At 41.3% G+C, this 13863-nt stretch carries 11 protein-coding genes and 1 tRNA gene; 9 read left to right on the forward strand and 3 right to left on the reverse strand.

What is annotated here, in order from left to right; translation table 11 throughout:
- Window positions 1-12 precede the first annotated feature (12 nt).
- From FA047_RS18485 to FA047_RS18500, 4 genes are all read left to right on the forward strand, one after another.
- Window positions 13-1287: a TIM barrel protein gene (locus tag FA047_RS18485; protein ID WP_136837577.1), complete on the forward strand. Its 1275-nt coding sequence runs from the start codon at window positions 13-15 to the stop codon at window positions 1285-1287.
- Window positions 1288-1289: 2 nt separating this feature from the next.
- Window positions 1290-2636, forward strand: coding sequence for an FGGY-family carbohydrate kinase (locus FA047_RS18490; protein ID WP_394347601.1), 1347 nt, complete (start codon window positions 1290-1292; stop codon window positions 2634-2636).
- 240 nt (window positions 2637-2876) lie between these two features.
- Entirely contained in the window at window positions 2877-3317 is a 441-nt protein-coding gene (locus tag FA047_RS18495) for a hypothetical protein (protein WP_136837578.1), read from the forward strand.
- 20 nt (window positions 3318-3337) lie between these two features.
- The gene (locus FA047_RS18500; RefSeq protein ID WP_136837579.1) at window positions 3338-3787 is read left to right on the forward strand and encodes a hypothetical protein; all 450 of its coding nucleotides are present in this window, start codon (window positions 3338-3340) and stop codon (window positions 3785-3787) included.
- 145 nt (window positions 3788-3932) lie between these two features.
- Here FA047_RS18500 and FA047_RS18505 read toward each other — a convergent pair.
- Window positions 3933-4004: transfer RNA gene (locus tag FA047_RS18505), tRNA-Arg, on the reverse strand.
- Window positions 4005-4188: 184 nt separating this feature from the next.
- Between FA047_RS18505 and mgtE the strand changes: the two genes are divergently transcribed.
- Both mgtE and FA047_RS18515 read left to right on the forward strand, forming a co-directional pair.
- Complete coding sequence (mgtE, locus tag FA047_RS18510) at window positions 4189-5559, forward strand: magnesium transporter (protein ID WP_136837580.1); 1371 nt, start codon at window positions 4189-4191, stop codon at window positions 5557-5559.
- 53 nt (window positions 5560-5612) lie between these two features.
- Window positions 5613-5876: a CBU_0592 family membrane protein gene (locus FA047_RS18515; protein ID WP_136837581.1), complete on the forward strand. Its 264-nt coding sequence runs from the start codon at window positions 5613-5615 to the stop codon at window positions 5874-5876.
- Here the strand turns inward: FA047_RS18515 and FA047_RS18520 are convergent.
- Window positions 5829-6470: a TetR family transcriptional regulator gene (locus FA047_RS18520; RefSeq protein ID WP_136837582.1), complete on the reverse strand. Its 642-nt coding sequence runs from the start codon at window positions 6468-6470 to the stop codon at window positions 5829-5831. The two genes, FA047_RS18515 and FA047_RS18520, sit on opposite strands and share 48 nt — an antisense overlap.
- A gap of 191 nt (window positions 6471-6661) precedes the next feature.
- Between FA047_RS18520 and FA047_RS18525 the strand changes: the two genes are divergently transcribed.
- From FA047_RS18525 to FA047_RS18535, 3 genes are read left to right on the forward strand one after another with little or no spacing between them, the layout of a single operon-like run.
- The gene (locus tag FA047_RS18525) at window positions 6662-9865 is read left to right on the forward strand and encodes a SusC/RagA family TonB-linked outer membrane protein (protein ID WP_136837583.1); all 3204 of its coding nucleotides are present in this window, start codon (window positions 6662-6664) and stop codon (window positions 9863-9865) included.
- A 31-nt stretch (window positions 9866-9896) separates the two neighbouring features.
- Window positions 9897-11687: a RagB/SusD family nutrient uptake outer membrane protein gene (locus FA047_RS18530; RefSeq protein ID WP_136837584.1), complete on the forward strand. Its 1791-nt coding sequence runs from the start codon at window positions 9897-9899 to the stop codon at window positions 11685-11687.
- An 18-nt stretch (window positions 11688-11705) separates the two neighbouring features.
- Window positions 11706-12635: a metallophosphoesterase family protein gene (locus tag FA047_RS18535; RefSeq protein WP_205943350.1), complete on the forward strand. Its 930-nt coding sequence runs from the start codon at window positions 11706-11708 to the stop codon at window positions 12633-12635.
- Between the two features lie 59 nt (window positions 12636-12694).
- On the opposite strand, the gene ychF is transcribed toward FA047_RS18535, so the two are convergent.
- Window positions 12695-13789, reverse strand: a complete 1095-nt coding sequence (ychF, locus tag FA047_RS18540; protein WP_136837585.1) for a redox-regulated ATPase YchF — start codon at window positions 13787-13789, stop codon at window positions 12695-12697.
- Between the last annotated feature and the right edge of the window lie 74 nt (window positions 13790-13863).

The following is a 13863-nucleotide window of genomic DNA, read 5'->3' on the forward strand; positions in this document are numbered from 1 at the left end:
AAATAAACAGATATGAAACTTGAAAATTACCACATAGAATCGCATAACAGTGAACTACTCGCCAGACATGAGCAAAGGCTTTCCTTTGTGAAATCAGAAGTAGCTGATGCAGAGTACATCATACAAAAACTGGTAGATTTTCAGATTGCCATTCCAAGCTGGGCTTTGGGGACCGGAGGCACCAGATTCGGACGCTTCTCATCAGGTGGTGAACCCAGGAATATTGAAGAAAAAATAGAAGACATAGGTTTGCTCCACAAGCTGAATGGCTCCAGCGGAGCAATATCATTGCATATTCCCTGGGATACCGTTGAAAATACAGCTGGTATCAAAGCATTGGCTGCTCAAAACGGCTTAAAATTTGACGCCATGAACTCCAATACCTTTCAGGATCAGCAGGGACAGGCACTAAGCTATAAATTTGGCTCGCTGCAGCATGTAGATAAAGCAGTGAGGCAACAGTCGATTAATCACAATATTGAAGTCATCAGACAGGGTGTGGAACTTGGTTCCAACGCCCTTACGGTTTGGCTGGCTGACGGTTCTTGTTTCCCTGGTCAGCTCAACTTCAGAAATGCCTTTCAAAATACACTGGAAAGCCTGACTGAAATTTATGCAGCATTGCCTGCCGACTGGAAAGTTTTTGTGGAGTATAAGGCTTTTGAACCCAATTTCTATTCCACTACAGTTGGAGACTGGGGACAGTCGCTGCTGTATACCTCTAAACTGGGTCCAAAAGCCTTTACACTGGTCGACCTTGGTCATCACCTACCTAATGCAAACATTGAACAGATTGTGGCACTGTTGCTAATGGAGGGGAAACTGGGCGGTTTCCATTTCAATGACTCGAAATATGGAGATGATGACCTGACAGCAGGAAGCATGAAACCTTATCAGTTGTTCCTTATCTTTAATGAACTGGTGGAGGGGATGGATGCCCGTGGAATGATCCATAAGGATGATGTGGCTTGGATGATCGATGCATCACACAACGTGAAAGATCCCCTGGAAGACCTGCTTCAATCCGTTGAAGCCATCATGATTGCCTATGCGCAGGCACTTTCGGTAGATCGTAAGGCCTTACAGGAGGCGCAGGCTGTAAGCGACGTGGTGCGGTGTCAGGAAATTTTGCAACAAGCTTTCAGAACTGACCTTAGGGCATTGGTAGCGGAAGCACGTTTGCGTGCTGGAGCTGCTTTGGCTCCAGTCGAGGTATTCAGAAAATATCAGATCAGAGCAGAGCTGATCAAAAATCGCGGGAACAAAACAGTAGCTACCGGATTATAAAAATGGAAATCAAAAAGATTCCTGTAGTAGCGGTATTTGATGTGGGTAAGACCAATAAAAAGCTGTTTCTGTTTGATGAACGCTATAAGATCGTTTTTGAAAGGTCAGCAAGGTTTACCGAAACGCTAGATGAGGACGGAGACCCTTGCGAAAACCTGGAAAGTCTAAGGCTTTCAGTCTTTGATTCCCTGCGTGAAGTATTCAGAAATCCGGAATTTGAAGTCAGGGCCATTAACTTTGCCACCTATGGAGCTAGTTTTGTCTGCATAGATGAAGAAGGGAAAGCCCTGGCACCTCTATATAATTACTTAAAGGCATATCCTGAAGCCCTAAAAAAGCAATTTTACGACACCTATGGTGGGGAAGAAGCTTTTTCTAATCTTACTGCTTCCCCTGTTTTGGGAAGCCTGAATTCAGGCATGCAGTTGTACCGAATCAAATATGAAAGGCCCGAATTGTTCAGACAGATCAGGTATGCACTCCATCTGCCACAATACCTGAGTTACCTCATTTCAGGAAAAGCTTATTCTGATATCACCAGCATTGGATGTCATACCAATTTATGGGATTTTACAAAAAATAAATACCATGATTGGGTTTATAGAGAAGGGATATCGGAGAAGCTGGCGCCTATCGTTCCTTCAGATACCGTAATGCCGGCTAATTTTCCAGGGAATAGCTATGCTGTAGGAGCCGGCCTTCACGACAGCTCATCGGCCCTGGTGCCTTACCTTGTGAGTTTTAATGAGCCCTTTATCTTGCTTTCTACAGGAACCTGGTGTATCAGTCTGAATCCTTTTAATGCGGCACCACTTACACCTGAAGAGTTAAAAAATGATTGTTTGTGCTATCTCCAATATGAAGGTAAACCAGTGAAGGCATCTCGTTTGTTCGCCGGGTACATTCACGAGCAACAGGTAAAACGTATTGCTTTGCATTTTCGAACAGATATGATCAGTTACCGTACATTCGCTTATGATCCCTCAATTGTGGCCGCCCTGAAAAATGAAGTGGTGATGGACTTCTCGGAAAGAGACCTTCAAAATTATCCTTCGGATTTAATTGCGTACCATCGGCTGATACTTGACTTGGTACATCAGCAATACATTTCTACCACAATGGTATTGAAGGACACCGGTGTAAAACGCATATTTGTAGACGGGGGATTTAGTAAAAACACCATATTTATGAATCTCCTGGCACGGGCCTTCCCCGGGCTCGAGGTTTTTGCTGCCCACATGGCGCAGGCCACAGCTGTAGGTTCGGCACTCGCTATTCACAAATCATGGAATGCAAAGCCAATGCCTAATGACATTATTGATCTTAAATACTATGCCGCCAGCCGGTGAGTCAGGATGCATTCTATGAAAAATCTTGACATTTTTACCAAAATATAATATTAACATACAAAATATTAATTTATAGGAAATATTTGGTTTGTATTTTATCTTATAAGTATATTTGATAAAATTAAAAGTATGTATTAAGCCAATATTATACATTACTAAACACTTCAAAATATTTGAAGTGTTTAGTATTTAAGAATCCCTGTATCTTATTGGTTTGCCATCAAGTCAAACTGAATTTGTATGAAAAGATCAAAGGTGCCAACACCATATATTCTAATAAAAGCAAATACCACCAGTAAATGGGACGAAGTTACATTCGCGATCATATGTGCTTCAGAAGATTGGAAAGTGTTGATGAGCCAACGCTTAGAAGTAATCAATCAATTTAAAGCAAACCGGGATTTTTACTGTCATGTTTATTGGGATGCCCCATTGGGGTATTATGTAGGTACTATGCCAACCAATCTGCTCGAGAAAATCCTTCGGCGTCATGAGGATTATATTTTCGTTACACTGGAACCTGGAGAAGAAACAGCACTGACTAAGCCAATCAACAAGCTCGATGTACACCAGCTGTTCATTACCAAGAATGGAATAGCACATTACAAAGCCTATGGTAAGTATACTGGAGAGGAGTTCCGGACAGAAGAATTCAACCTGAGCAGGCTCGTTAATCACTAGCAACAAATCTCATCTTGGATATGAACAAAATGATACAATTGGTCTTAATGCTTGCATTGTGTCTGAACTTCTGTTTCGGTCAGGTTAGGAAAAATTCTCCTCCGCCCTCAACTACCCGGACTTACGTTTATTCTTTCAGGGATTATAAATCGGGCTACAAGATGGGGTATCGCCTCAGCAGGGATGAGGTTTTGAAAGGAAGAATCATTGCGGTTAGCAACCATACGATCGCTCAGCTTTTTGCGCTTGCCTTAAGATTAGAAAATCAGAAGCAGATCGCTATTGAGGTACGTGAGCCTGAGAAACTAAAGAGGAAATATTGTTATAAACTAGTAGTTCCTTATCATCATCAGGATGATTTTTATATACTGATGCTAAAAAGTTTGAATGATGAGTTTCCGGAATATGATGTGAAAAAGGAACTGAGGGACAAAAAATATTTTATGGTAATCAGGGATAAAATCTATTAAATGAGCCATGTACAATTAGATTATTATTCCAGGTGTTATAATGCTTTTTCAATCCTTCCCATTTTACAATCCATAAGCCGTCTTTAGGAAAATCAGAAGTTTATAAAAAAACAGTCAGATCTGATAAAGACCTGACTGTTTTATGTGTCCCCGACGAGATTCGAACTCATATCGTTGGTACCGGAAACCAAAATTCTATCCATTGAACTACGGAGACAATTGTTTTTCGAGCGCATGCAAAAATAGGAAACAAATCTGGATAATAAAACCGTATGGAATTTATAAAGTAGAACAGTTAAAAAAAACGATAATATTCTATTTAAATGCCCAGTTTTTTAAAAATAAAAAGGCATTTTTGCAGGAATAAGGCAATAAGGTCATGTAAAGAAATCCCCCGGCATATGGAAGAAATGGTTGTTGAAGAAATCGAAAAGCTATTAGAGCTTGAAGATGATGCGCAATTAAAAGCTTATCTCGACGATCTGAATATCTCAGACGTAGAGCATCTGATAGACGAACTTCCCCAACACGCCGTTAAATTCATCGATACACTTTCTGTAAAAAGGGCAGTTAACGTATTCAGGATTCTGGATTTTCCTACCCAAGAGCGAATCATCAAGAAACTTTCAGGAAATAAGCTTGCCGAACTGATCAACCTGCTTCCTCCCGATGACCGTACTTCATTGTTCAGTGAACTGAAGGGGGATGCCGTTAAAAAGCTGATCATTCTTTTGCCGGCCAAAGACAGGGTGGAGGCATTATCATTATTGGGTTATCAGGAAGACAGTGTGGGCAGGTTGATGACACCTGACTATGTTGCCGTAAAAAAAGACTGGACGGTAACACGAGTACTTTCTCACATCAGAAGGTATGGGAAAAACTCCGAAACCATCGATGTGATCTATGTGATTGATAAAGAAGGAGTCTTGCTGGATGACATCAGGATCAGGGAAATCCTCCTGGCAGATCCTGATGCAAAGATTGGAGAACTAACCGACCACCGTTTGATCTCGCTCAAAGTAGCCGACCCTCAGGAAGAGGCCATCAATGTGTTCAGGATGAACAACAGGGTAGCGCTGCCTGTAGTAGATGATAATAATGTGCTGTTAGGTATAGTAACGGTAGATGACATTCTATGGATTGCCAACGAAGAATATACCGAAGATATTCATAAGATAGGGGGTACCCAGGCGCTGGATGAGCCCTATCTTGATGTGCCGGTTTTTGAACTGTATAAGAAACGTGTGGTATGGCTGATCGTACTTTTCTTTGGGGAGCTGCTGACTATTTTCGCCATGTCCAATTTTGAAAGCCAGATAGAAAAAGTAGTGATCCTGGCTACGTTCATCCCATTGATCATTTCGAGCGGCGGGAATAGTGGTTCTCAAGCTGCGACGCTGATTATTCAGGCCATGGCATTGGGCGAAATCACGATTAAAGATTGGTGGCGGGTAATGCGGAGGGAGATTTTTTCGGGTATTTTCCTGGGAACTACTTTATGTCTGCTGAGTTTTTCTGTGATCATTTGCTGGCAACTCATTTCGGGGTCGCTGGAAGAGCCGACACGGATAGCTCTTGTAGTAGGTTGTTCGCTGGTGGGTGTTGTACTTTGGGGCACATTGATGGGATCGATGCTTCCCTTACTGTTGAAGAAGCTGGGAGCTGACCCTGCTGTGTCATCTACGCCCTTTGTTGCCACACTTGTAGACGTAACCGGGTTAATCATCTATTTCTCTATGGCATTGCTGTTTTTAAAAGGCGTATTGCTTTAGTCTACCTTTCCTGATATTTAAAGTCGTAGTTTTACTTTTATAAAGTCGACCATATGTTTAGTATTTTAATTAACACCATAGGCTGGCTGGGAGTAATTTTGTGTACTCTTGGTTATTTATTGTTGAGCATGAAAGTGATCAAGGCGGAATCACTTAGCTTTCAGCTTTTGAATATTGTTGGCGGATTGTGCCTGGTAGCTACAGCACTGGAGACCCGTGATCTGCCCAACGCTGCAGCCAACCTGCTGTGGATGTTTATCGGTGTTTATTCACTTTCCCGTCATTTCCGAGACAAGCGTAAGGTCAGTAAGCAGTAGCGGCTCTATTCCTAAAATCTGGTATGCCTTATTCTTATAATAATGCAACCTTTCAGCATATGCTTTTTTATCGCTCTCCAGCGAAAGGTAAAAATAAGCACCATCTACCAATACAAAGATCAGATCCGCTGCGGTTTTAGGGTCCTCCACTTTCGTAAACTCCTTCTCATTACACCGTTCTATCATTGAAGTAAGCGCAAAGCGGAGAGAATCTAATATCGACTTGTATTTTTCTTTGATCTTTTTTTCTCTGAATGCTAAAGCATAAAAAGTGTAGAATAAACCGTCATCAAAAAGCAGGTTCCATTTTTTAGAGAAAAGCATTTCGATGGTTTTTTGCAGATCCGAAAGCGTCACACCCTCTTTGTCTTTAATGGTATAGATCAATAAATACCGTTCGAGGATATAATCGATTAAACCATAGGTAAGGTCTTCTTTTGTTTCAAAGTAATGTATAATGAGACTCGGATTGATGTCCATTACTTTGGCTATTTTGGCGATTGAGGTATTCTCATAGCCTTCCTTCTTAGCAACCTTGTAAAATATCTTTATAATTTCTAGCTGTCTTGCCCCCTTAAGGCTTTTTCTACCCATGTTAAAATTTCTGAATCATCCAAACTACTCAAAAGTAATGTTATTTTACAAATTTATTTTTATAGATTGAATGTATGTTCAATTAATTTATTAATTTAGTTCTAACCTAATATTAATATTGTACCTAGAACTTAGCACCGTCTAAACAGTATTGTATACCAAACCAAATAAAACCTAATCTTAATTCAATTATGAAAAAAAAGCTACTAATGATTTGTCTCATGCTTTTTGCGGCAAAGGGTTTTGCTCAGAACATCACCGTAAAGGGTGAAGTTTCGGACGTTGATACCAAGGGGCCAATTCCGTCAGTTAACGTGAGTGTTAAGGGTACAACCCTGCACACGGCAACAAATTCAAATGGTATTTACACCCTGGCAAATGTTAGCCCAAAGGCTATTCTTGTTTTTTCCTACATCGGTTATAAGCCACAGGAAATTAACCTGGATGGTAAAACACAATTAAACGTAACCTTAACCCCTGACTTTGGTGATCTTAACGAAGTTGTTGTAGTTGGTTTCGGAACGAAAAAGAAAATTAATATTGCAGGAGCAATAGATCAGATTTCTGGAAAGGAACTGGAATCCAGGCCGGTTGCCAATGTGATGCAGGGATTGCAGGGTATCAGTCCGGGATTAAACATCAGATACGGCGGCGGATCTCCGGGCTCAGTACCCGTGATCAATATACGCGGCTTTACTTCTATTAATGGTGGAGCGCCGTTAGTGGTTATTGATGGAATTCCAGCGACCAGCAACGATGACATGTTGAGGTTAAATCCTTCAGATATTTCATCGTTTACGGTATTGCGTGACGCAGCTTCGGCGGCCATTTATGGAGCAAGGGCAGCTTTTGGAGTGATACTGATCACCACCAAACAAGGTGCATCTGGCAGACAAACTATTAGTTACAATGCTTTTACGTCATGGGGTAAACCTACGGTATTGCCAAAGCCAGTTACAGATCCTTATATATTCTCCAGGGTTTTGGAAACTTCGACTGATAATACGCCATGGGATTATGTAAACTATTCCGATGAGCATTACAAATGGGCTAAGGAAAGATCAGATAATCCATCCATTGCGGATACCAGGCTTGATCCTGCAGACCCAAAAAGATGGGCTTACATGGGGAGTAATGATTGGTATGGCTATTTTTTTAATGATGCAAGTGTATCTCAAAACCATACATTGTCTTTGTCAGGAGGTGCTTTGTTAAACAATACCCCGCTTACCTATTATCTCTCTGCGGATTACGCAAAAGAAAATGGGTTGAATAAGCTTGCTCCTGATTTCTGGGACAGATACGGACTGCGGTCAAGAGTGGGCTTTTCTCCTTTGAGCTGGCTTAAGGTAGACAATAACCTTAATATTTATGAAACTAAAAGGTCGCTGCCCAATACCAGTATAACCGATCTTTATTACCTGAGACCAACTGACGTTGCTAAGAATCCTGATGGATCCTGGGCAAATACGGATGCAGGCAGGCTTGCAGCTCGATTGGTAGATGGTGGTGGCAATCTTCAGAACATGTTCGGCTTTCATAATATCACGGGTGCTGTAGCTACTTTTCTTAATGGAGACCTTCAGGTAAACGGTGATGCTTCTTTTAAACGTGAATTGTGGAAGTATCACAATGACTCGAAAAAGTACAAAATAGGATACGGCCCTGGAGATATCAGGGAAGAGGGCGGTAACGGCTACGTAAGTGAAAGCAATGGTTATCTATATAATAATGCTTTCAACTTGTATACTACGTACAAAAAGACTTTGGGAGACCATTCTCTAAGCGCGATGGTCGGATTTAATAGTGAAAATTATAATTATTCAACTGTAAATGCGCAAAGGGATGTGTTGATTTCATCTTCACTACCTTATCTGGGATTAACTACGGGAGAAGCGAAAATAGGTACATCTTACCAGTCGTACGCAACCAACAGTGTATTCAGCAGGTTAAACTACACCTATAAAAATCGTTATATTTTAGAAGGTACAGGACGTTATGATGGCTCATCTCGTTTTCCTACAGAAAGGAGATGGGGCTTTTTTCCATCGGCGTCATTAGCCTGGATAGCAAGTTCAGAGGAGTTCTTTAAACCACTTGCACCTGTGCTTTCAACCTTCAAGTTAAGAGCTTCCTATGGTGATCTGGGTAACCAGAACGTAGGAAATTTCGCCTATATTCAAACATTACCGGCTGGTCCTTCAAGTTATTTAATAGATGGAGCTCAGCGTCAGATCATCACCGGCGCGCCACAATTGTTCATCAATCCGGAAACCTATACCTGGGAAAAAGTGTCAACACTCAATATGGGTACTGATATTGGTTTGCTAAATGATAAATTCCAGATCGCTTTCGATTATTTTATCCGCGATACAAAAGGTATGCTGACTGGCGGACAAGAATTGCCGGGAGTACTGGGGACTACTGTACCTGCTCAAAATGCTGCAGACCTTAGAACCAGGGGATGGGAATTGTCGGTGACCTATAAAGACAGGTTTGACATTGGGTCTAAACCATTTAATTTTCAGACGAAGATATTTCTCTCTGATTCCCGCTCAAAGATCACCAAATATAAAAATGAACAAAACTTGTTCTCCTCATATCGCGTAAAACAAACGCTCGGAGAAATCTGGGGACTGGAAAATGATGGATTGTTCAAGAGTAAGGCAGAAATAGATGCCTTAGATGAATCAAGCCTTATACCATGGGGTGCGCTGGATATCATAAACGGTTGGCCAAAATACAAAGATCTTGATGGAAATAAAAAGATAGAGCGGGGATTAAGTTCAGATAATCCTAAGGACCTTAAGGTTATTGGTAACAGTACTGACCGCTATAGCATCGGTGCTAACCTGAATATGGACTGGAATGGTTTTGACCTTTCTGTATTCCTTCAGGGTGTATTGAAAAGAGATTTTTATCCGCATCACTACTTATTCTGGGGTCCGTATCAGCAGCCTTATGCCAACGTGTATCCGTGGAACCTGGACTATTACAGAGCAGCTGCTGACTCTCCGGAGCAAAGGGCAAAACATTCTGCTTCGTATATCGCCGCAGGACTGGCTGATGCAAATCCTAATTCTTATTATCCTGTGTTACAGTCATGGCTGGCAGATGCCAATTATGGTGCAGGTTTGGACATTCCGCAAACCCAATACCTGTTGAACGGTGCCTATTTAAGAGTTAAAAACATTGCATTAGGATATACCCTTCCGGCTAAATTGACAAAGCGTGTCAACATCAGCCGCCTGCGTGTATTCGTATCAGGAGAAAATCTTTACGAGTTTTCTACCATCAAGAAATACATAGATCCCGAGGCAGTAAATCAGGGTTCCAGTGCCTGGGCATATCCTTTCCAGAGAAAATATGCAATTGGGTTAAATCTGGACTTTTAATCATCTGAGTTTTACAATTTAAAAAATAGTCATGAAGAAGAATATATATATACTGCTCACGATAGCTGCGATTGCAATCGGGGCCTGTAAAAAAGGTGAATTGAGTCGTTTCCCGCAAACTTCTATTTCGCCAGACCTTTTCTTTAAAACGGAAGAAGATCTTGCGTTGTACGTAAATGGCCTGTTGTCGCTGCCTGACAGAAATAGCTACCTAAACGATCAAAGTAGTGATAACGTCGCTACTACTGCATCAGTTGAGGTAAAAAACGTAATGGGGGGCAATACCAGTGCACAGAATATCACATCGGGATGGAGCTGGACAAGGCTTCGTAATATCAATTACTTTCTGGAAAATTACAATAAGGCAAACATCAGTTCAGATGTTAAAAAGCATTATGTAGGCCTGGCGAAGTATTACCGTGCAGAGTTTTATTTGGATAAAGTAAAGCGCTTTTCTGATGTTCCATGGTATTCCGGGACATTAAATCCGGATGATAAGGAATTGTTTAAACCACGTGATTCGCGTGCATTAGTTATGGATAGCATTATGGCTGATCTGGATTTCGCCTACAAAAATGTAAAGGAAAGTGTACCTGTCGGAACTCCCGGCAAATGGTCTGCCGCTGTTTTATACATCCGGGCAGCGCTTTATGAGGGTGCCTTCCGGAAATACCATAATGAACTTAATTTAAAGGCTACAGCAAATGCATTTCTGGAGACTGCTGCCAGGGTAAGCGGAGAAGTGATTACGGCAAAGAAATTCTCTATTTATAATACCGGAAAGCCACTGCAGGATTATGCAACGTTGTTCTCAAGTCAGGATTTGAGTACTAATAATGAAGTTATCTTAAACAATATTTTCGATCAGGCTAAGAACAGATCTCAGAATGTAAATGGCGTCGTGTTTGGTGATTATGAGCAGGCACCGGCCAGAGACCTTGTTCAGACTTATCTGATGAAAGATGGTACCCGCTTTACAGATCTTCCTGGTTATGATAAATTTGACTTCGTAAAGGAATTTGAAAACCGCGACCCTCGTTTGTCACAAACTTTGGTTTATCCGGGGTGGATAAGGGTTCCTGATGCAAAGCCTTATTTGCAAAGGCTTAATAAAAACTTTACCGGTTATCACCAATTAAAAGGATATGTGAATAGTACTGATAATATCATTCTGAATAGTGTAGACTTTCCGGTGTATCGCTATGCTGAGGTGTTGTTGAGCTATGCAGAAGCCCTTGCTGAACTTGGGACCTTAAATCAGACACAATTGGATGCGTCTGTTAATCTGCTGAGAAAGCGGGCAGGTCTGCCAGACCTTAATCTGGCTCTTGCAAATGCAAATCCTGATCCTGTGCTGCAACAGCAGTTTGACAATATCGAATCAAATAAAGGTGTGATCATCGAGATCAGGAGAGAGCGCAGGGTTGAGTTTGCATTTGAAAATTCAAGATATGACGATCTAATGCGCTGGAAAGCCGGGAAATTACTGATCAAAAGTCCTGAAGGTATGTATTTTCCAGGTCTGGGCAAGTATGATGTAACGGGTGACGGAATTGAGGACATTATCCTGATAGACAGGAGTCTTACGATCCCATCGGAAGCACAAAAGGAAAAAAACTCTTTGGGCGTAACACTGGTATATTATCGGACAGGTGCTATTGGATCGGATGCTACTGTGTTTTTAAAGAACGGGGCTTCTGGCGGAGCAATAGTAACAGAGTCTGTTACCCGTAAGTTTGAAGAACCAAAGTATTATTATCGTCCTATTCCACAACAGCAGGTGGTATTGAATCCTGCACTTAAGCAGATTTTTGGCTGGTAATTTTAAAGCAGTATTTCAATGGAAAAGACAAATATTAAAAGAAGATCTTTACTTAAGGCAGTCGGGTTAGCTGCAGGAGCAATGGTGTCTGGTACTCTGCCTTCTTTGGCAGCAGTACCGGAAAATCAGGGTGCTAAAAAGAAGAAGGTCGCGCTCACAGTTGCGCATATAACCGATGTACACATAGGGGAAGGGGAAAATGCCCCTGAACGGTTTAAAAAATGTTTAAAGCATATTGTCGCTAAGCATAAGCCTGATTTCTTTTTGAATGGTGGTGACTCTATTGGTGATGCGTCTTACGACAATGTTGTATATGATCAGGTAATTAAGCAGTGGAGTATTTGGGACGATTGCTTAAAAACACTGAATAAATACGAAGTGCATAGTTGTATTGGGAACCACGATTCATGGTGGAAAGCTCCCTCAAAAGACCACGAAATGTATGGGAAAAGCTATGTGGTTAAGCGTCTGAAAATTCCTAACAGATACTACAGTTTTACAAAGAAGAACTGGCATTTCATTGTACTTGACGGGAACAATGGCAATATCTCATTAGACAAAGAGCAGTACGAATGGCTGGAGAAAGAACTGGATAAATTACCGGCTTCTACACCAACGTTATTGATGTCGCATTATCCAATTTTAGGAACTACTCAGGTTCTCGTTGGTGGAGGTCATTCTGACAGTAAAAAACTAAAAGACCTGTTTTACAAACATAAAGATAAGGTGAGGGTTTGTCTGAGCGGCCATAACCACTTATCAGATAACACCCATTATAATGATGTTTTGTATTGCTGCAACGGCGCTATGAGCGGTTTCTGGTGGGGTAAGGGTGATGCGGAGTCTGCCGGGCCGGGTTATTATTTAGAAACGCCTCCGGGGTATGCAATGCTCACTTTGTATGAAGACGGAACAGTAGATAACGAATACGTCGCCCATACTTACTAGTATGTTCTTAAACAAAAAGCTCCCGGTTGTTTGACCGGGAGCTTTTTGTTTATAGTTTTTTAAACGTTGAAACGGAAGTGCATGATGTCACCATCTTCCACAACATAAGTTTTTCCTTCCACGCCAAGTTTACCCGCATCTTTACATGCAGCCTCAGATCCAAGGGTTACAAAGTCAGTATATTTGATTACCTCTGCGCGGATAAAGCCTTTTTCAAAGTCGGTATGAATTACACCGGCAGCCTGAGGAGCAGTGAAGCCTTTGGTAATTGTCCATGCCCTTACTTCCTGCACACCTGCAGTGAAATAAGTATACAGGTCAAGTAGCCTGTAAGCTGCAACGATCAGTTTATTTACACCAGATTCAGTTAAGCCCAGATCAGCAAGGAATTCCTGACGGTCTTCATAGCTATCCATCTCAGCAATTTCTGATTCTATTTTAGCAGAGATCACCAATACTTCAGCGTTCTCATCTTTAACAGCTTCTTTTACGCGGTCAACATAAGCGTTTCCATCGATTACAGAACCTTCATCTACGTTACATACGTACATTACCGGTTTCTGGGTAAGTAAGCCTAAATCCTGGATAAATTCAAAATCATCGGCTTCAACAGCGGCTGAACGTACGGATTTGCCTGATTCTATATGGGTTTTGATCACACTTAGGACATCAAAAGTTCTTTTGGCATCCTTATCAGTTTTAGCCATTTTCTCAACTTTCTGAATACGTTTTGTAACGGTATCCAAATCTTTAAGCTGTAGTTCTGTATCGATGATTTCTTTGTCACGGATCGGGTCAACAGAACCATCGACGTGGATAACATTTCCGTCATCGAAGCAACGCAAAACATGGATGATTGCATTGGTGGCCCTGATATTTCCAAGGAACTGATTTCCCAGACCTTCACCTTTAGAGGCACCTTTAACCAGACCTGCAATGTCTACGATTTCAATCGTATTGGGCACTACACGGTTTGGTTTAACCAACTCTTCCAGTTTAGTCAGTCTGTCGTCCGGAACAGTGATTACACCAATATTTGGTTCTATCGTACAGAAAGGAAAGTTAGCTGCCTGAGCTTTTGCGTTTGATAAACAGTTAAATAAGGTAGATTTTCCAACATTTGGTAAACCTACTATACCACATTGTAATGCCATGTATGATTTTTTTCTTGATTTGGCGCAAAGGTATCAATTTTTTAAAAATATTCTTTATGTTTAGCACAGCGAAA

It is taken from the genome of Pedobacter frigoris (assembly GCF_005116445.1).
GTDB lineage: Bacteria > Bacteroidota > Bacteroidia > Sphingobacteriales > Sphingobacteriaceae > Pedobacter > Pedobacter frigoris.

Bases quoted from the DNA above. Each gene is read 5' to 3' on its own strand.
- FA047_RS18485 (WP_136837577.1), top strand. From the start codon at position 13: ATGAAACTTGAAAATTACCACATAGAATCGCATAACAGTGAACTACTC.
- FA047_RS18490 (WP_394347601.1), top strand. From the start codon at position 1,290: ATGGAAATCAAAAAGATTCCTGTAGTAGCGGTATTTGATGTGGGTAAG.
- FA047_RS18495 (WP_136837578.1), top strand. From the start codon at position 2,877: ATGAAAAGATCAAAGGTGCCAACACCATATATTCTAATAAAAGCAAAT.
- FA047_RS18500 (WP_136837579.1), top strand. From the start codon at position 3,338: ATGAACAAAATGATACAATTGGTCTTAATGCTTGCATTGTGTCTGAAC.
- mgtE (WP_136837580.1), top strand. From the start codon at position 4,189: ATGGAAGAAATGGTTGTTGAAGAAATCGAAAAGCTATTAGAGCTTGAA.
- FA047_RS18515 (WP_136837581.1), top strand. From the start codon at position 5,613: ATGTTTAGTATTTTAATTAACACCATAGGCTGGCTGGGAGTAATTTTG.
- FA047_RS18520 (WP_136837582.1), bottom strand. From the start codon at position 6,470: ATGGGTAGAAAAAGCCTTAAGGGGGCAAGACAGCTAGAAATTATAAAG.
- FA047_RS18525 (WP_136837583.1), top strand. From the start codon at position 6,662: ATGAAAAAAAAGCTACTAATGATTTGTCTCATGCTTTTTGCGGCAAAG.
- FA047_RS18530 (WP_136837584.1), top strand. From the start codon at position 9,897: ATGAAGAAGAATATATATATACTGCTCACGATAGCTGCGATTGCAATC.
- FA047_RS18535 (WP_205943350.1), top strand. From the start codon at position 11,706: ATGGAAAAGACAAATATTAAAAGAAGATCTTTACTTAAGGCAGTCGGG.
- ychF (WP_136837585.1), bottom strand. From the start codon at position 13,789: ATGGCATTACAATGTGGTATAGTAGGTTTACCAAATGTTGGAAAATCT.